This is a genomic window from Campylobacter troglodytis, assembly GCF_006864425.1.
GTDB classification, from domain to species: domain Bacteria; phylum Campylobacterota; class Campylobacteria; order Campylobacterales; family Campylobacteraceae; genus Campylobacter_D; species Campylobacter_D troglodytis.
In genome coordinates this window covers 15,257-33,944 of record NZ_QHLI01000029.1, presented here as the reverse complement: position 1 = coordinate 33,944, position 18,688 = coordinate 15,257, and the positions used below count along the sequence as shown (strand labels likewise).

General features: G+C 35.1%; 17 protein-coding genes. 5 read left to right on the top strand and 12 right to left on the bottom strand.

Features of this window, described 5'->3' with window-relative positions; translation table 11 throughout:
* Positions 1–159 precede the first annotated feature (159 nt).
* A complete protein-coding gene (locus DMC01_RS13465) occupies positions 160–297 on the top strand; it encodes a hypothetical protein (RefSeq protein ID WP_185908811.1) in 138 nt (45 codons plus the stop codon).
* Positions 298–387: 90 nt separating this feature from the next.
* On the opposite strand, the gene DMC01_RS07260 is transcribed toward DMC01_RS13465, so the two are convergent.
* Positions 388–1,020 carry a hypothetical protein gene (locus DMC01_RS07260; protein WP_142693590.1) on the bottom strand — a complete coding sequence of 211 codons (633 nt, stop codon included), beginning with the start codon at positions 1,018–1,020 and terminating at the stop codon, positions 388–390.
* A gap of 297 nt (positions 1,021–1,317) precedes the next feature.
* Here DMC01_RS07260 and rdgB point away from each other — a divergent pair, with 297 nt between their 5' ends.
* On the top strand, positions 1,318–1,926 hold the full coding sequence (gene rdgB / locus DMC01_RS07255) for an RdgB/HAM1 family non-canonical purine NTP pyrophosphatase (protein WP_142693589.1): 609 nt from the start codon (positions 1,318–1,320) through the stop codon (positions 1,924–1,926).
* A 68-nt stretch (positions 1,927–1,994) separates the two neighbouring features.
* Here rdgB and DMC01_RS07250 read toward each other — a convergent pair whose 3' ends face one another.
* The 3 genes from DMC01_RS07250 to DMC01_RS07240 are packed head-to-tail and all read right to left on the bottom strand — an operon-like array spanning position 1,995 to position 5,765.
* On the bottom strand, positions 1,995–4,463 hold the full coding sequence (locus DMC01_RS07250; RefSeq protein ID WP_142693588.1) for an efflux RND transporter permease subunit: 2,469 nt from the start codon (positions 4,461–4,463) through the stop codon (positions 1,995–1,997).
* Positions 4,463–5,038 carry an MlaC/ttg2D family ABC transporter substrate-binding protein gene (locus DMC01_RS07245; protein ID WP_142693587.1) on the bottom strand — a complete coding sequence of 192 codons (576 nt, stop codon included), beginning with the start codon at positions 5,036–5,038 and terminating at the stop codon, positions 4,463–4,465. Before DMC01_RS07245 ends, DMC01_RS07250 begins: the two co-directional genes overlap by 1 nt.
* Positions 5,039–5,048: 10 nt before the next feature.
* Positions 5,049–5,765 carry an MlaA family lipoprotein gene (locus DMC01_RS07240; RefSeq protein WP_142693586.1) on the bottom strand — a complete coding sequence of 239 codons (717 nt, stop codon included), beginning with the start codon at positions 5,763–5,765 and terminating at the stop codon, positions 5,049–5,051.
* A gap of 234 nt (positions 5,766–5,999) precedes the next feature.
* Between DMC01_RS07240 and DMC01_RS07235 the strand changes: the two genes are divergently transcribed.
* The gene (locus DMC01_RS07235; RefSeq protein WP_142693585.1) at positions 6,000–6,224 is read left to right on the top strand and encodes a hypothetical protein; all 225 of its coding nucleotides are present in this window, start codon (positions 6,000–6,002) and stop codon (positions 6,222–6,224) included.
* 213 nt (positions 6,225–6,437) lie between these two features.
* On the opposite strand, the gene DMC01_RS07230 is transcribed toward DMC01_RS07235, so the two are convergent.
* The 3 genes from DMC01_RS07230 to DMC01_RS07220 form a co-directional block, all read right to left on the bottom strand.
* Positions 6,438–6,875, bottom strand: coding sequence for a phosphoribosyltransferase (locus tag DMC01_RS07230; RefSeq protein ID WP_142693584.1), 438 nt, complete (start codon positions 6,873–6,875; stop codon positions 6,438–6,440).
* Position 6,876: 1 nt separating this feature from the next.
* Positions 6,877–8,181, bottom strand: a complete 1,305-nt coding sequence (locus DMC01_RS07225) for an NCS2 family permease (protein WP_142693583.1) — start codon at positions 8,179–8,181, stop codon at positions 6,877–6,879.
* A 913-nt stretch (positions 8,182–9,094) separates the two neighbouring features.
* Positions 9,095–11,143, bottom strand: a complete 2,049-nt coding sequence (locus DMC01_RS07220; RefSeq protein ID WP_142693582.1) for a TonB-dependent receptor domain-containing protein — start codon at positions 11,141–11,143, stop codon at positions 9,095–9,097.
* Between the two features lie 1,504 nt (positions 11,144–12,647).
* Here DMC01_RS07220 and DMC01_RS13460 point away from each other — a divergent pair.
* Entirely contained in the window at positions 12,648–12,800 is a 153-nt protein-coding gene (locus tag DMC01_RS13460; protein WP_185908810.1) for a hypothetical protein, read from the top strand.
* Between the two features lie 165 nt (positions 12,801–12,965).
* Here DMC01_RS13460 and DMC01_RS07215 read toward each other — a convergent pair whose 3' ends face one another.
* From DMC01_RS07215 to DMC01_RS07195, 5 genes are read right to left on the bottom strand one after another with little or no spacing between them, the layout of a single operon-like run.
* The gene (locus tag DMC01_RS07215) at positions 12,966–13,445 is read right to left on the bottom strand and encodes an HIT family protein (RefSeq protein WP_142693581.1); all 480 of its coding nucleotides are present in this window, start codon (positions 13,443–13,445) and stop codon (positions 12,966–12,968) included.
* A complete protein-coding gene (gene trpC, locus DMC01_RS07210) occupies positions 13,446–14,225 on the bottom strand; it encodes an indole-3-glycerol phosphate synthase TrpC (protein WP_142693580.1) in 780 nt (259 codons plus the stop codon).
* Positions 14,222–15,520 (bottom strand): tetratricopeptide repeat protein, encoded by a 1,299-nt coding sequence (locus tag DMC01_RS07205; protein ID WP_142693579.1) that lies wholly within the window; start codon positions 15,518–15,520, stop codon positions 14,222–14,224. The genes trpC and DMC01_RS07205 overlap by 4 nt, the downstream gene beginning before the upstream one ends.
* On the bottom strand, positions 15,499–15,867 hold the full coding sequence (locus DMC01_RS07200; RefSeq protein ID WP_142693578.1) for a YkgJ family cysteine cluster protein: 369 nt from the start codon (positions 15,865–15,867) through the stop codon (positions 15,499–15,501). The genes DMC01_RS07205 and DMC01_RS07200 overlap by 22 nt, the downstream gene beginning before the upstream one ends.
* Positions 15,857–16,555: a tRNA1(Val) (adenine(37)-N6)-methyltransferase gene (locus DMC01_RS07195; protein ID WP_142693577.1), complete on the bottom strand. Its 699-nt coding sequence runs from the start codon at positions 16,553–16,555 to the stop codon at positions 15,857–15,859. Before DMC01_RS07195 ends, DMC01_RS07200 begins: the two co-directional genes overlap by 11 nt.
* A 759-nt stretch (positions 16,556–17,314) precedes the next feature.
* Here DMC01_RS07195 and DMC01_RS07190 point away from each other — a divergent pair.
* Positions 17,315–18,574 carry an NAD(P)/FAD-dependent oxidoreductase gene (locus DMC01_RS07190; RefSeq protein WP_185908809.1) on the top strand — a complete coding sequence of 420 codons (1,260 nt, stop codon included), beginning with the start codon at positions 17,315–17,317 and terminating at the stop codon, positions 18,572–18,574.
* The last annotated feature ends 114 nt before the right edge of the window (positions 18,575–18,688 follow it).

Genomic DNA, 18,688 nt, shown 5'->3' with positions numbered 1-18,688 from the left:
GGGGGGTTGGGGGGTTTGGGGGGTTTGTGGGGTTTGTGGGGTTTGTGGGGTTTGTGGGTGGCGGTGTTTGGGCTAAATTTAAAAGGTGTTTGTTTTAAATTTGATTTGAATGTGGCTTCAAATCGCTTAAATTCAGACTAAATTGCTGAATTTAAGGCTTTGAATTCATTTTTGCTTTGCGTAATTCAAAGCTTTGCTGAATTTAAAGCCAAAATTCGTGCAAAATTCAGTTTGGAATTTAAAAAAAATTCACTTAGAATTTTAAAAATTCAGCTAGAAGTTAAGAATTTCAATTAAAATTCAAACTTTTCAATTGAAATTCAAAAAATTCAATTAAAAATTCAAAAATTCAAGCTAGAATTCAAAAGTTCAAGCTTAAAGCTGAATTTAAGCTGAATTTTCGCCGTTATATTTTATTATTTCATCATAAACTTCATTGAAATTAGACCTTTGTGTTTTTGCAAATTTAAAGCCAAGAAAGGTAAATAAGATGCCACAACATACTCCAATTACAATAATAATTGTTTCGTAAAAAGACAATTTTTGCTCATCAAAGCCTATCAAAAAATCAAGTATAGAACTAGCTACAAGTGCTATCCAAGTAAGAAATCCCCAAAAACATATGCACAAAATGGCACTGAAAATGGGGTGGCTTGGAGCTTGGGGTGAGACTATGAAATTTCTTGAAGCATTTTTAAGGAATACCACCCTATAAAAGCCTTGATTTGTTTCATTTGCATAAAGCATTACCTCATCGCCATCTTCAAAATTATAATCGCCAGCACAACGAAACGAGGTCTTGTCTATATTAAAATTCGTGTAATGCTCGTGTGTGGTTGTTATTTTGCCACCACCTCCGCCACCCTTGCCCGTGGTGATGACCTTTTGCCATAAAAACGAGTATTTTGCATCTATCTTTATGTCCGATTTTTCAATCTCGCCACTTGTGTGCGTTAGCACCTCTTTTTTGACCTTGCTGATTTGCCCCTTAAAGGCTTGCATATCAAACAAATTTGCCATTGTGTGTCCTTTTAGAAAAAATTTCTAAATCCGCCCTTCGCAAAAAAGGCTAAAAAATTTAGACAAGCTAATAATTAAGCTAATAATACAATGCCCCCCCCCCCAACCGCGAGTAAATGAAAATGAAAAATTTTGAATTTTTTTAAAATTTTTTCGCTTTTTGGGGGGAAAACCTTGAATTTAAGCCACGCTTTGACTTGAATGCGAGCAAAAATTTGGGCAAAAAAGGCTAATTTTAGTGATTTTTGGTATAATGTCAGCTGTTTTTGTCAAAATTTAGCCCAAAAAGGACAAGGCGTGAAAATTTTACTAGCCACAAACAACGCTCACAAGCTAACTGAGCTTAAAGGCATATTAAAAGGCTATGAAATTTACGCCTTTAATGAGGTCTTAAAGCCCTTTGAGATTGAAGAAAACGGCACTAGCTTTAAGGAAAATGCTTTACTTAAAAGCAAGGCGGTGTTTGAGGCTTTAAATGAAGCACAAAGGCGTGAATTTGTGGTCTTAAGCGATGATAGTGGCATAAGCGTTGAGGCTTTAAATAATGCTCCAAACATTCACTCAGCTAGATTTTCACCGCAAAAAACCGACAAGGCAAACCGTGAGAAATTAATTAGCGAGCTAAAAGCCTTGAATTTAAGTGAAAGTAAGGCTTTTTATACAGCTTGCATTGCGATAAGCTCGGCTTTTGGAGACTACACCACACACGGCTTTATGCACGGACGGGTTATCACACAAGAAAAAGGCGAAAATGGCTTTGGCTATGACGCACTTTTTATCCCAAAGGGCTTTGAAAAGACACTTGGCGAGCTTGATGAGGATGTCAAGGCTAGAATTTCACATCGCTTTAAGGCTTTAAGCTTGATGGGCTTAATTTTAAATTTATTAAAAAAGGAGTTAGGATGAGTGGCTTTTTAAAATACATGGCCATTGTGATTATAGCCTTTGTGGCTTATATGTCTATTTATTATTATTCACAAGGAGCTCTTCCTTGAAAGCAAAAAGAGTAAGCTAGGAAGTAAGATCAGACTTCCTACAAGTAACAAAAGCATAACAAGCACAGTTAAAAAGGCAAAATAAATAGTAGGCATAAAATTACTGCTAATCATAGTGCTAAAGCCTAAGATTATAGCTACCTTGCTTTGAAAAAGTGCTTGTCCTATATAAAGATGAGAATGCCTTATAGCCTCACTTAGATCTAGCTTTGAGGCGAGTTCTTTTTTGAAGTTATAGATATAATGTATGCTATCATCAACACCTATGCCTATACAAATGGCTGCTATGATGACGGTCATTAGATCAAGTGGAAGATCACAAAAGCCCATCAAGGCAAAGACAAGACAAATGGGAACTACATTTGCTACAATTCCAACAAAGGCATATTTAATGCTACTAAACACAAAGATAAAGAGCAAGAAGATCGTGCCTACCACAAAGGCTAGGGTATTAAACTGCGAAGCAAAGAGGCTTTGAAGCATATTATTATACAAAAGCATTATGCCTGTTAGTTTTATTTGCACCCCATCGTTTTTAGTAAGCTCAGTAAGCTCGCTTTGAAGTTCTTTTATAAACTCATTTCTTTGTAATTTTGGATCAGAATCTCTTATACGCATTATAAATCTTAGCTCGTTTTTTTCTATATTAACATAGGGGCTAAGTAGGGTTTGTTTAAAGCTTTGTGGCAAGTTTTCATTTAAAAAGGCCAAAGCAAAGTCATCTAAATCCTTGCCCTCGTTAAGATCCTTGCCTAAGCTTAAAAGGCTATTTAGGCTTAAAACAGAGCCTACAAATTCTTTTGCTTGTAAATACTCGTGAATTTTTTTAGCCAAACTTGTTTTTTGGGCATTAAACCAATAAGTATCCTCCTTGCTTAGATCCTCAAATTCGCTCTCAAAGCTTGCAAATTCGCTATCTTTTGAAGTTAAGGCATTTTCATTGATAGTCTCGCTTTCTTCCTTTGAAATAGAATTTTCAAAGCTAAGCACTAATTCAAGGGGCAAGGTGCCTCCAAGCTCTTTATCTATGACAACAAGGCCTTGTTTAATGGCAGAGCTGTCCTTAAAATAGCTTACAAATGAATTTTCAACCCTTAATTTATTTATACCAAACAAAGAAACAAGCACAAAGATCAGGCTTAAAAAAATGATTTTTTTAGGATATTTCAAACTCAAGTTCGCACAAAAAGCTAAGAAATTTAGCTTAATTTCTTGCTTATCCTCAAAATGAAGATTTTTAAAAAAGGGAAAAATACTTGCAAAGAATAAAAAGCTTAAGATTAAGCTTATGCTAATTCCTACGCTCATCATCACACCAAGCTTAATTACAGGTTCGATCTTACTTAAAATAAGGCTTAAAAAGCCTATGGCTGTGGTTAAGATAGCATAATAACTAGGTCTTGATTTAGCTAAAAGCGTGGCGAGGATCTTGTGTTTTGTGCTAGCTTTTGGAAATTTCTTGCAAAGATTTATAAAATGAGTTAAAAGATGAATGATCAAAGAAATGGTTATAATAAGCATTAGGGCAAGATAGCTTGATGAAATGACTGTGATTTTAAAGCCAAGAAGCGTAAAAATACCACTCGCACTTGCTAGGGATGTAAGACAAACAAAGATAACAAAAAGCACAAGATAAATTTTGCGAAAAAAAAGCCACAAAACGAGGCTTAAAAGCAAGGCTAAGCTAAGCCCATAAACAAGCAAATCATCCTTAATATAAGCTATCATATCATCAGCTATCATACTAACACCGCTAAGATAAAGCCCACTTGTTTGTGCCTCATAGCCTTGTATAATGCTTTTGATTTTTTCTAATCTTTGTTTATTCTCCATTTTAAGCTTTTGTTTGTATTTATCAATGTGCTTTTGAATTTGAGCTTTTTTATTTGTGTCTTTTTCTAAATTCTTGCTTTCAAGCAAACTCATATACTCTAAATTCGTGCTTAGATAAATGATTAAAGCCGTGCTTTTGCCGTCTTTTGAGATGATGTTGTCTTTGTAAAAGGGGCTATTTGTGATTTCAGCTCTTGCCTTTGTAAGATTAATGTCCTTGCTTGTGAGGTTTGGGACATCTAAAAGCAGTTCTTTTAGCTCTTTATCATCGCTACTTTTAAGCAAAGGAGCGTTGATAAGGCTTAAAATTTTTTGCACCCCCCTTACACTTTCAAGTTCTATTTGTAAGGATTTAAGTAGGCTTAAACTTTGCGGTGAAAAAGGATCTTCGTCCTTTGGCTTAAAAGCAAGCATTAAAAAATCATCGCTTTTGTAGTTTTTATTTACCTCTCTAAAAAAGGCTAGATCCTTGTCATTTTCTAAGAGCAAACTCTCAGCACTAGCATCAACTGAAAGTTTGCTAGCAAAAAAGCTAAAAAACACACAAAAGGCAAGGCTTGTAAAAAAAACAAGTTTGTTGTGTTTTATGAGGCTTTTGTAGAGTAAAACAAGCATTATTTTAGATCAAAATTCGCACTTTTAAGTTTGGAAAGAAGGCTATTAAAATCTTCTTTTTCAAGTAGATCAGCAAATTGTGATCTGTAGGTTTGTATGATGCTAACTCCTAAAACATCGACATCATAAATGAGCCAACTGTCGTTTTTGTTGTAGAATTTAAAGACTAGGTTTTTAATTTCCCCATCTACTAGCATTTGCGCGTTTAAAAACACTCTTTGGTTTTTCTGCACTTGATCTTTAATTATGATCTTTTCATCAGTATAAAGTGAAAGCTTGTTTGTAAAGCTTGTTTTAAGTTGGGCTTCAAAGACCTTGTTAAATTCATCTTGTTGGGCTTGGCTTAACTTGTCGTAGTTCTTAGAAAGGCTTAATCTAGCCATTAAAGAATAATCAAATATAGGATCAAAGATCTTAAACATTTCATTAGCGACCTTGCTTTTGTCTTTAGGGGCTTTTTTAAGCAAACTAAGGCTTTTATCTATGTTTTCTTGCATGGTTTTTGAAAGCTCGTTGAGGGGTAAGGACATTAAATTTAGCACACAAAGGATTAAAAAGAGGGATATTTTTTTCATCATTTTTCCTTCATTTTGCCATTTCCATTCGCCTTTTTTCATACGCATCGCGTAAGAAAGGGTAAAGATTTGGCGTGTTATAGTAGATCTCATCAAGGGTTTGAATTTGAAAAGACACTTCGTTAATTATGCCTAAACTTGTTAAACCAATTCCATACCAACTAAGCCAGGTCTTTCTATTTGTATCTATATAATGAGTAGGGCTAGCATACCAATTTACAGGCATAGAAACTGTGTCGCGCAAATTTGAAGGTCCTAAGATGGGTAAAACAAAGTGAAAACCCCCACCCACACCCCAATGCGCTAAAACAAGTCCAAAATCAGCGTGATGAAGGGGGATCTGTACCTTAGTTGCAGCGTCAATTAGACCAAAAAAGCCAAAGACTGTGTTAAAGGCAAATCTTTTAAGCTCATCGCTTGAATTTTTAAATTTAAACTGCAAGAGATTACCTACTAGGCGAAGAGGCATAGAAATATAAGTAAAAATATTTTTAATGCCTATTTGCATAAAATCTGGCATAATATAATCATAGCCCACAACAACAGGACGCATCACATAGCTATAAAAGCCAACATTAAAGCTTGTCATCATTTTATTATAACTTGAAAGCGGGTCATTTACCTTAAAGCTTTCAAATTCAGCCTCAAAGTCATCAAATTCCACTTCGTCAGCACAAAGAAAAAAACCTATACACAAAAGGCAAATTATTTTTTTAACAAACAACATTTTCTCCAAATTTAGACACAAAATTAAATTTAAACCAAAGTTTTATTATAACAAATAAAATTTATGATACATCAAACCTACTTTTTCCACAAAGTATTTAAATTGTTGTATTAAGCATTGCAAAATATGACAAAGTGAAGTTTCTTTAAAAAATATTTTTTAGTCTAGCAAGCTACTAGTTCGCCTTTTTTCAAAAGCTTACAATAAAGTTTTTCTATGAAAAGATAAAATTATGTGATAAATCCTATATTTTTTTGCAAAAGGAGAAAAGATAAAAAGCTTGTTTTTAGTTGTTTTGTTAGGTTTGAGTTCTTTTGTTTTTGCAGAGCATATAGACCTTATATCTTTGGCAACAAAAAAGCAAACGAGCAAAGTGTTGGAGTTAAAATCCTTACACAAGATGAAATGAGTAAGGTTGTTGGAGGGTTAAGTATAGGCAAATTTATAGATACTGCTTAACAGTCAAGGGCAAAAAGCATATAGACTATTTTTAGATCTTTCTTTAACTCAAGAAGAAAAATGAGTAATCGCACTTGATATTCTAAATGGAAAAACAAGGTGGAATAATTATACGACTTTTAGTCTAATTTTGTTTAATCTTTTTGACGAAAGAATGCAAAATTCAAAGCCTGTCATCGACACTCAAAAGCTTTTGCAAGGCTTATAAAAGCACTACACCCTTTCCCAAAAAAACTCTATCCACTCAGTGGCTTCTTTGAGGGTGAAATCTGGCATAAAAATAGAATCTTTTTTGTAAAAAATAGTAGCCACTCTAAATTCACAGGACTTAAATTTAGCCTCAACCAAGCTTTTAATCTCCTTCATACTCTCTCCGCTATCAACCATATCATCAACGATTAAAACCCTTTTAAAGCCCTCTAAATTTGGCACATTAAAGATTTTAAGCTCATCAAGCTTTTTATTGCCCTCATAATGTATGCAGTTAAGCGTGAATAAATTGCGGTTATTAAAGCTCATAGCCAAAAAATGCCCAAGAGTAAGCCCACCTCTTGCCACAGCTAAGATAGCCTCAGGTATAAACCTAGCCTTAATCTTTGAGCTAAGCTCTTTAAGATCCTCGTTAAACTCCTCAAACAAATAAACTCTCATTTCAAGCCTCCAAGATAAAAAGCACAAAAGAGATAGCAGTAAGGCTTAAAATTCCAAGATTTAGCTTGTGAAACTGTCTTGTAAAAATGCTCATTAAGGTGTAAGCGACAAAGCCAAAGGCAAGTCCTGTGGTGATTGAGTAGGTAAAGGGCATCATAAGCACTATGAAAAAACTAGCCACAGCTATAGAGCTATCCTTAAAATCAATATGCACAAGCTCCATAAACATCAAAATTCCCACCATTACAAGCACAGGATAAATGGATCCAGCTGGGATAGCCTTAAACAAGGGAAGCAAAAACAAACAAAGCCCAAAGCAAAGAGCTACAACCAAGGCAGTAAGCCCTGTGCGTCCTCCGCTTTCAACCCCTGTTGAGCTTTCTACGAAGGCTGTTACTGTTGAGGTGCCCATAAAGGCACTAAGAAATGAGCTTGTAGCATCGCTTTGAAGTGTTCGTCCAAGCTTTTTTTCTCCTTTTTTATCCTCAAAGAGCTTGCCCCTTGCTCCAACTCCTGTGATGGTGCTTATGCTATCAAAAAGCTGAGTGATTAAAAGCGTTAAAATCACAGGTAGCATAGCAAGGCTTAAAGCCGCACCTATGTCAAGCTGCATAAAAATGGCCTTTAAACCCTCATCCTCGCTAAAATTTGGCAAAGAAACAAAGCTTTCAGGCAAGTTAGCCCCGTCTATGCCAAAAAGCCAAGCTATCAAGGATGAGCATAAAACTGCTAAGATAAAAGCAGCTTTTATCCTTAAAGCCCAAAAAAAGAGTATCAAAACAAGCCCAAAGAGAGAAAAAAGCACCCCCTCACTACCTAAATCTCCAAGTGCTACCAAGCTTGTCTCACTTTTTACTATAAGCCCCATTTGTTGCAAGCCTAAAAAGGCTATAAAGGCTCCTATGCCAGCACAAATAGCCCTTCTTAGATCAAGAGGAATGCTTTTGATTACCCAAAGCCTAAAATTTGTAAGGGCTAGGAGAAAAAAGATAAAGCCAGCTATGAAAACAGCACCCAAGGCCACCTTCCAAGGAACCTGCAAGGCTAGGCACACCCCAAAGGTGAAATAGGCATTAAGCCCCATTCCAACGCTCATCGCTATGGGTGTGTTGGCATAAAGGGCATTAAGGGCGCTTGCAAAAAGGGTGATGAGTATGGTGGCTACGATTAGAGCATCAAAGGGCATACCAGCATTTGACATTATGCTAGCATTTACAGGCACAATGTAGATCATAGTCAAAAAGGTGCTAAGCCCTGCTATGAACTCTGTTTTAACCGTGCTTTTGTTTTCTTTTAATTTAAACATCAAGGTCCTTTAAATTTGGATTTTCAAAGCTTTTTTGAGAAACACTCAAAACCCTTTTATAAAAAAGATTAAATTTATCACAGTTACAAAAGAGTTAAATTCAAAATCTAGGCTAAATTATAATAAAAATTTAGTTTATTTTCTAAAAAAGTACTTAACTTTATCTTAGTAAGAACCTAGTGTCTTAAAAACTTTTTATATCAAGCCTTGAAAAGCATACACTAAGAGTAAGAAATCTTTGAATTCTTAGCATTCTAAGTGTTTAGCATTAGTGGCTTGTAAGCTAAGTAAAAGTAAAAAGATCTTAAACCGTAGTTTCTTAGACAAGCGAAGTTTTTGTGGCAAAGCATAGCTGCTTTGATAAAGGAATTTTCTTTTGCAAAATTCAAAGCTGATATTAAGCTTCTTAGTGCCTAAATCAAAAAGGACACAGTTAAAGTAAAGCCCTAAATTCAGCCTGAATTTAAGTTGAGTTCAAATCAAGCCTAAATGCAAGTTAAATTCAAGCCTTAAATTTAGCCTTGAATTCAAGCAAATAAATTTAAATTTCAGCTAACTTCAAATCAAGCCTTAAATTCAAGGCTCAATTAAAATAAGGCATTAAATTCAACTTAAAATTCACACATTTAAACTCAAATTTCAGATAAATTCAAAACCTAGAATTCACATATGCTACTTAAATTTAAAGTAAAAATTCAAAACCCAGCCAAATTCAAGCCTTAAATTCAAGTTAAAATTCAACTTAAAATTCACGCATTTAAATTCACAGTTTAGTTAAATTCAAAGCTTATCTAAATTCAAAACCCAGCTAAACTCAAAACAAGCCTAAAATTCAAAGCTTAAATTCAGCCCTTAAAGATCTTTCATTAAATCTTTAAGGGCTTTTAAATGTGCTTTTCAAAGAAGGGCTAGTTTAAAAGTCAGCCCTTAAATTCAGCCAGTAGTTTCTGCCAGGTATCATTCTTTGATAGCTGTTTGAGTAAGACTGTGAGTTGCCACTTTGATAGGTGAAGTAATCAATAGTATTGAAATTTAAAAGATTATTTACCACAAAGCTTAGGCTGAGATTTTCTTTTGTTTTGTAGCTAAGTCCTAGATCCACAGTATGAACATCCTTATAATGCTTGCCAGGTCCTACATTTGCACTATGAACTCCAAAGGTTGGCGTTCTTAACTTGCCAATGTAGCGCAAATAGCTTCCCCAGCTTCCTTTCTCAAAGCTAAGTTTGGCAGAGGCATTGAATTTTGCTATGTTGTTTAGGGGCTTTCCGTTAAACTCCCCACTCTTTCTCTTTGTCTTTGTGTAAGCAAAGCTAGTATCAATCCCAAAGCCTCCTGTCATTTCCTTAAAGTCCCTCCCTGTGCCAAAAAGAACCTCAGCCCCATAAAGCACGGCCTTATCGACATTTTCAGGTATCCCGCAAGTAATTCCTTGCCCCTCGCAAGTTATGCCATTTGGCATAGCAGTATTTGGCTGATAACTTCTTGAAGTGATGGCATCCTTGAAATTTGTGTAATAACCTGTTAGGGTTAAATTCACAAGAGGGCTTGTTATCATAGTGCTAGCCTCGTAGTTTAGGTTGGTTTCAGGCTTTAAGTCCTTGTTTCCATAGCTTTTAACAGTTGTGCTTTCAAAATAAAGCCCATCATAATAATAAGAAAGCTCGGGTGCTTTAAGCCCACCAGCAACTCCAAATTTAAAGCTAAGCCACTCGGTAGGAAAGATATTTATGTAGCCTCTTGGTGTGAGATAGGTGCCAAAGATTTTAAGCTGATTGGCGCGAATTCCAGCTGTAACTGAGGCTATATCTCCTATGATATACTCACCCTCTCCAAAGATGGCTACTTGCCAAGAGCGGTTATCAAAGGCACTGTCTCTAAATATCATCCTCTCTGTCATAAAATAAGGTCCTAAATTTAAGATCAAGGCCCCAGCATCCCCAAAGTCAAAGCTAGTATTAAGGGTGCTTTGATAGGTTAAGATTGGATTATAACGAAGTGCTTCCCAGTTTCTTTTGCCACTGTCTGCTCCTATTTCTACATCTGTGTGAGATAGCCTTTGAGTGGTGGCATATTGAACGAAGCTATTTAGGTGGCCAAAGTCGTATTTTCCATCGTGATTTAAGATGAAATTTGTTTTGAAATAATCCCTTATTGCTGTTATTTGACGTCCTGAGGTATTTAAAGAACCAAGCCTTTGAAAGCCAAATTCTCCGTCAAAATAAAAGCTATTTTGCTCATCCATGGTCCAATTTAGCCTTCCTCCAAAGCCTGAGTTTATGTAGCCTGTGGGGGAGTGAGAGGTGTAAGGATTAGTAGTTGTGCCTGTGTAGCCTGGAACATCTTTTTTCCAAAAGGCATTTCTGCTTCCGTATTGATACTTACCTCGTAAATTTAGGCTAAAACTTTCGCCCAAAGGCAAGAAGATATTTCCATCTACACCTGAGGAATTACCCCACTGCCTTGTATCTTCTTGTAAGCGAGTGTTAAAGCCTACACTTGCGCTGATCTTATCTGTGCTTTTTTTGGTGATGATGTTTATAACCCCACCCATGGCATCAGAGCCATAAATTGTAGAAGCTGGACCACGAATAACCTCAACCCTTTCTATCATAGATAAAGGAGGCATAAAGCCTGTCGTTGAGTCAAAGCCATTCCCGTCAAAGCCTTTTGATAGATTTGCCCTTTTTCCGTCTATTAAAATGAGGGTGTAATCAGAGCTCATTCCACGGATGGAAATATTTTGAGCCCCTGTTTTTGCTACCTCTGTGCTAAGACCTGGAACCTCTTGAACTATGTCTCCTAGATCCCTAATGGGCTTGTTTAGAATTTCCTCCTTGGGTATGATGGAAATGCTAGCTGGGGCGTATTTGATCTCTTGCTCATAGCCTGAGGCTGAGATAACTGTGGATTCAAGGGTGTAGGTTTCATCGCCAAAGGCTAACCCCCCCCCCCCCCGCAACTATAAAAAATACAGCTGCTAATGAAAATTTATGCCCTTGCATAAGAACTCCTTGTTTTTTTTTTTTTTGAAAGGTTCTTAATTTAAATTCAGCTTTTAAAACAAGTTCCTTGCTTGTTTAACTTTCTATAAAAGTAGCTTGCAAGGCATAGTTTTTTATAAAAAAGCTAGGCTTTGCAAACGAAGCTTTGTTTTCCGTAGAAACTAAGCTTTACCAAAGAAACTTCGTTTTCTAAAGAAGCTGAACTTTGAGCTACTTCGAAAGGCTCAGCACGACAATTTTTGCTTTTATCGCCCTGAGCTTATTGCCAAAGGCAAAGAAACTCTTTTTTAAATTTGAGATACTTCGCAAGGCTCAGCACGAAAAGGATTTTGTCATTTTGAGCGGAGTGCAAAGCACAAAGCGAAAAATCTCTTTTTAGTTTTGAGCTACCTTTGCGAAAACTAGTCTTGCAATCCGCCGAGCATTAATGCTTAGGACAAGACTTTACGCTAATTTTGTCACCCCAAGCTTGTCGCAAGAAAAAAACTCTTTTTCTTGAGATATTTCGCAATGCTTAATATGACAAGGATTTTGAGCTACTTAGCAAAGCTTAGTATGACAAAATCAAGGCTTTCTTGCCCTTAGTGGATGCTTTGCTTATTGCGACACAGCCCCCACTAAAACACGCAAAGATCAACATTTTGCTTTAAAGCTTTTTTAAATTAAGGCAAGTATTGTATTGTTTTTTATCTTAAAAATTTATAAAATTATGATATTTAAGATTAAAGTTAAAGACTTAATTTGTGCTTTTTGAATTTTGGCTGAATTTTTAGTTTGATCTTATTTTAAGCCTATATTTTTAGCTGAATTTTAACTGTAATTTTGTATTAGCTTGATTTTAGAGCTTGAATTTTTATGGATGGCTTGTAAAGAGGATATTTTGTGGGCTTTAAGCTTTTAAAAATTTATCTTAAAATACTTGCTAAATTTAAGAAAGTTTGCTTGAAAATTTGACTTTGTTTTTGAGAGTTTTTGCATAAAAAGCTTTTACATTTTCATTTATAGTAGATATAGAAAAGCCATATCGTTTTTAAATTTAAAACTTTTAAACTTCTATAATAAAGCCTTTATTTTTTAAAAGATTCTTGTAATTTTAAAATAAACCTTCGCGAGAAAAGCTCGCATAAAATTATAAAGCCTTTATTTTAAAAACTATTGATTTTAGATAAAATGCCATATTTGTCATACTGAGCGTGTGCTAAGTATCTCAACTTATGTCTTGTCATACTGAGCTTTCGCAGAAAGCGAAGTATCTTAAAACCCAAAAGAGATTTTTCGCTTTATGCTTTGCACTTTGCTCAAAATGACAAAATTCTTGTCATACTGAGTCTGGCGAAGTATCTAAAAGCTCAGTTTCTTTGGAAAACATTGTCGTACTGAGCGTGTGCTAAGTATCTCATAGCTGAAGATATTTTTTACTTGGGTTTCGTCTAAAAGTTCTGCTTGGTAGCTAGGCTCAAAATGACAAAATTATTCTCATTTAAAGCAAAGCCAAGAATGAACGAATTTATGAAGAGACACCTTGAATTTAACGGCTTTTTCGCCCTTAGGCTAAAAATGACAAATCGGCAGTTTTTGAAAAAGAGCCATTATAAAATTCAAGCAAGGCTTTGAATTTTTGTTCTTTTTTGCCATAAAGGCTTTGCATTAAAGCACATTGCAAAACCCTTTTTTAAAACATCTTTTAACAAAAAAATTCAAAAAACTTTGAAAATGCCAAAAAAGCTAGATAAATTTTCACATCAAAGAGGCTAAATTCATAAAAAATAAGGTTAAAATTCATAGCTTGCTAGCAAATTCCTCTTTTAGGATCTTATATATTTCTTGTAGATCCCTTCCGCATACTCTAATTTGTCCTATGGTGGTTATGAAATTTGTATCCCCGCTCCAACGAGGCACTAGGTGGTAATGGCAGTGCTTAGCTATGCCAGCTCCTGCTTCTGCTCCTAAATTCATACCTATATTTACACCCCTTGCTTTTAGCCTTTTTTTAAGTATTTCTACCCCAAAGCGAACAAAAAGGCTCATTTCTTGCCAGATTTGAAGCTCTAAGTTTTGAATTTCTTCTTCGTGTTTATAAGGAATGATCATAAAATGTCCGGGCGAATAAGGATATAAATTCATAACCCCAAAACAAGTTCTAGCTCTAAAAATCACCCCCCTTTCCTCATCATTAACTGTGTCATCTAAACAAAAGGGGCAAGTGTTTTCTTTATTTTCAAAGTATTTTTGTCTCCAAGGTGCGTAAAGATAATCCATCTATATCCTTTCCACAAAGGCTTTCAAAGCCTTGCCCTCATCTTTTTGTCTCATAAAATGCTCTCCTATTAAAAAGGCATCTATGCCTAACTCGTCTAAGTCTAGTAAAAGCTTTTTTGTATCAAGCCCGCTTTCTGCTATGATGATGCTTTCTTTTGGAATTTGTGGCACAAGCTCATAACAAAGCCTCATATTCATAGAAAAATCATTTAGATCCCTGTGATTAATGCCTATGAATTTAGCATTTGCATAAAGTGCCTTTTGCAGATCCTTAGTGCTGTGAATTTCAAATAAAACCTCCAGCTTTAAGCTTCTTGCAAGATCGGCTAAATTTTTAAGCTCTTTTTCTTCAAAAAATCTTGCTATGAGTAAGATTAGATCGGCTTTAAAGACCAAGGACTCAAGTATTTGATAAGGATCAAATATAAAATCCTTTCTAAGCAAGGGAAGGCTTAGCTCCTTGCTAATTAGCTCTAAAAATTCAAGCTCTCCTTGAAAATAATTCCTCTCAGTTAAAACAGAAAGCACACAAGCCTTGTTTTGTGCGTAGTTTTTAGCTATTTCAAGGGGCTTAAAATCTTGTCTAATAAGGCCCTTGCTAGGACTTGCCTTTTTTATCTCGGCTATAATGTTAAATTTGTCTTTATTTTTTTTAAGTATGCTTACAAGATCCTTTGGCTTTTTGTCAAAGCAAAGTTTTTCAAGCTCTTTAAGGGGGGTTTTTTCTTTTTTTACAAGAAGATCCTTTTTGCTTTTGGCAAAAATTTCATCTAAGATCATCTTTTATCCTCGCTTAAACACTGCTTAATGGCATTAATATGATCCTTTGATTCTTGCATATTGGCAAAGTCCTTATCGTGCATAGTTGAAAGCATAAGATCCCAAGCCCTCTCACAGTCTCCTTGCTTATAATAGCCCCAAGACAAGGAATCAAGATAAAATAAATTATTTGGCTCCTCTTTCAATGCCCTTTGAACCAAGGACATACCCTTTTTTATGTCTAAGTTGTAATCAATTAGCAAATAACCATAATAATTCAAAAACAAGGCCTCGCTTTTCTCATCTATGCCCTCCTCAAATTTAGCAGCAACGGATTTTAAAGTAAGATCATCGATCTTTTTTTGCTTACTAGCCTCTTCAAATTCCATAACAGCAGCCGTTAAGAGGTATCTTTTCTCCCCTGTTTGCTTGTAAAGTTTTAGGGCGTATTCATATGCCTCTTTAAGCCTTTCTAAATTTTGATACAAAAATAATATAAACTCATCGTCCATATCATAAGAAAGGGCTATTTCTAAGGCTTCTTGATATTTTTTTTCATCGCTTAGAGTTTGAAGCAAGGCTCTTATGAAATTCTTATCATTTGTGCTTTCATAAAGCTTTATATAAAGTCCTTGTAGCTTTTTATGCTCGTTATTTTCACTGTAAATTTTACCAAGCAAAATGCAAATTCTAGGAGTGCAGTTAAGCTCATTTACAAAGCTTTCTAGCTCGTTTTTGGCTTCTTTTTGCTTATTTAACAAAAGGGCAAGTTCTGCTATCTTTAAAGAAATGATCTCGTTAGGGTAGTTATTTTCTGGCAAAAGAGTTTTGCTTGTTTTATAATGCTTAAAGGCTAGATTAAATTCTTTTTGCTGCACATATAAGTCTGCTAAAATCTCATAATTTCTAAAATCCTGATCCCATTTAATAAGCCCTTCAAGCAACTCTCTTGCTAGTTTTAACTCCCCTTCTTGCAAATGATAAATGGCACTTAGTCTAACAAGGGGCGCACTTTGGCTTAAAAAAGGCTTTGCAAGTTCTTTAAGCTCATTTTGTCTGTCAAGATTATTCATAAGGCTAAGAGTAAAGGCATTTTCAAGCAAGGAAGGCTCTTTGTGCCTTAAAAAAAGCTGCAAAAAGATCTCCCTTGCCTCCTTAAAAGCACCGATTTTTTCGTAGCTATATGCCCTCATTATCATTGAATCAAATTCTTGATACTCACCTTGCTTATAAGAAGGAGCATAAGCAAGGACATTGTTTTGTGGCACTACACAAGCACTAAGCACTAAGGCTATTAAAAGCAAACCCCTATACATTCTTTTTTCAACTCCTCTTTATGTTTTTTATAATAATCCCAAAAGGGAAACAAGCGGCACTGTTTTGGACGAAGATCATAAATTTGACACTGTTTTTTGTGCTGATCAAAAAACACGCAAGCAAAGCCATCCTCAAAATGAACCTCCTTAAAGCTATAACGAGCCCCAACCTTTCTTAAATATTTTTTAATAAACTCAGCCCTTTCTAACCTAAAATGAGAGCTTAATTTTTCAATATCCCATTCATTCACAAAAACATTACCAGGCTCGCCAATGCAACACTTTCCCCCACAGTCCTTGCAAGCTTCTTCATTAAAGCTAAAATCAAAGCCCTCCTTACAAATCAACGCTTCTTACCTTGATAGATTTATAAATATCTTGCATTTTCTTGCTAAGCCCTTCTTTTTCATACACAAAAATGGGGCTTAGAATTTCACAAGGGCTACGAGAGGATTTTTTAGCTTCAATTAAGGCAAGCCTTGCCTTTTTACTAGCATCTTTATGCACCAAAACAAGTTTAATAAGCTTGAATTTCTTTTCAAGCAAAAAAGCACAAAGTTCTTGCAAGGCTCCTGCTTCATAGCAAAAATAAAGCCTTCCTTGAGGTTTAAGCAAAGATGAGCTTGTTTTTATAAAATCTTGCAAGCTTAAAAAGCTTGATGATCTTGCCCTTTGTTTAAGCTCATTTTTAGCTTTTAGGGCTTCTTCTCTGTAAAATGGGGGATTTGAAATTATAGCGTCAAACTTAGTCTCGCTTTTAAAGCTAGAAAAATCCTCGCAAAGAATTTCGGCTTCAATCTTATTTTGACTTAGATTTAAACTAGCAAGCTCGCAGTTTTTCTTCATAAAATCAAGCAAGCTTAAAGCTATATTAGCATAACTAGCCTTTAATAAAATGCCTATGATACCACACCCACAGCCCACATCAAGCACCCTACCTTTGAGTTTAGCACCACGAACAAAGTCAAAGAGCAAGAAGCTATCTAGGTTATAACGGTAAGAGTTTTTTTCTTGGGTGAAGATCAATTCTTGCATAGATTTTTCCAAAACATTAAGATAAAAAATTCTAATCATTTTATCTTAATTTTAGGCAAACAGTCTTATAAAGCACTAAGGCTTTGTTTTAAAAAATTCACGCAGATAAATTCAAAGACTTTGAATTTTTTCATTTTTGTTTAAACTCTTTTTAAGGCTTTGATTTTTTTCACTTTTGTTTAAAATCTTTTTTTAAATTCAAGGTATTTTTTCATTTCTTTTTAAACTCTTTTAAGTTCAAGTTTCTTGAATTTTTAAGTTCTTATTTGAATTCTTTTTAAATTCAAAGCCTTGGAATTTTTTCATTTTTGTTTAAACTCTTTTGAAGGCTTTGATTTTTTTCACTGCTTTTTTTAAATTCAAAGCTTTTAAATTTGAAATTTAATTGCACTTAAAAGCTTGAATTTAAAAATCAAGGTTTTTTGAAAGGCTTTTTTGTAAAAAGATACAGTTGAAAGACATACAAATTGCTCTTCCCCCTATATTAAGGAATAGTAAAAATCTTAGGAAAATAAATTGATTTTTACTAAGGTAATTTTTTAATTACCAAGAAAAATTCAGTGCGACAAGGCATAAATTCACAAAAAAACTAAAATTAACTTAAAAAATCTGAAATTCTTATCAAGTAGCTATAAAATTGATAAAAGCTGAGTAAAACGACTTCATTTTTGACATTTTATAAGCTAAAAAAAGAAAACAAGGCTTAATTTTTGTTATAATTAGGACAGTTTTTAACACTTTTATTTTAAGGAGTTTTCAATGTCAAGCGATGCTACACAGACACAAAGAAAGTTGTCTTTGCCACAAAATCCTAAAATTCTCATAATAGGCGGTGGCTATGCAGGTCTAAGGGTTGCTATTAGCCTATCAAAACTTGTTGATTTTAGCTCTAATAAGCCTGAGATCACTTTAATTAGTAAGCACGATTACCACTACCAAACCACGCTTTTACACAAGGTAGCTGCTGGAACGCTTTCTGAGAGAAAGGCTAGAATTTATTATAGAAAGATTCTTGATCCTCAAAAAGTAAAATTCACAAGGGATAAGATCATAGAGCTAAAGCCAGAGCAAAATCAAGTTGTAGGCAACGGAGGAAGCTATGATTATGATCTTTTAATCATAGCCCTTGGTTTTAGGCCAAATTCTTTCAATGTCCCAGGAGTTGATGAGTATGCTTTCAGGCTTGCTTCTTTGAATACAGCCTTAGAGCTTAGAAGGGCTATTGAGGATAGATTTAAAAATTTCGTGCTTACTAAGAATGAGCTTGATTTAAACATAGCTGTTTGTGGGGCTGGGCTTGCTGGGATTGAATTTGCTGCTGAGATGGCAAATGAGCTTGATGAGCTTTGTGCTATTTCAGGAATTGATCGCTCTGTGCCTAAGCTTTACTGCATAGATATGGTTAAAAGAATTTTGCCAATGCTTAGCGACAATCTAAGCCAAAAAGCCACTCAAAAGCTAGAAAGTAGGGGAGTTACTTTGCTTCTTGAAAGCGTGATGAAAGAGGTGCAAAAAGACGGTGTCATCATAGAAAAAGACGGAGAAAGAAAAAAGATAGAAGCAAATACCGTGCTTTGGTGCGCTGGGGTTAAGGGCAGCGAGGTGGTAGAAAAATCAAGCCTTGCGAATAAGGGAGGCAGGATAGAGGTGGATTATCAACTAAGAGCAAATCAATTTGATAATATCTTTGTAGTTGGAGACAGTGCCTTTCCTACCACAAAAGAAGCCATGCATCCTCCAACAGCCCAGCTTGCAGCTCAAATGGGAGACTTTGTAGCCTTGCTTTTAAGCGAGGAATTGAAAGGAAATAGCTTTTCTCAGGGCTTTAAATTCAACAAAAGAGGCACAGTTTGCTCCCTAGGACACACAGATGCTGTTGGGTCTGTTTATGATAAGGACATCTCAGGAGAACTTGCTGCTTTGGTGAAAAATACCATTGAAAACAAATGGGTCTTTGGCATAGGAGGACTTCCTATGGTCTTTAAAAAGGGACAGTTTCGCTACCGCACGAGCAATTAATTTTGTGGCTTTATTAAAGCCACCTTGCTTTTTAAGCATTTTATAAAAGTATTTTAACTTAGATAAATTCAAAGCTTGAATTTGAGTACTTATTTTTAAAACTTAGTGTGATTT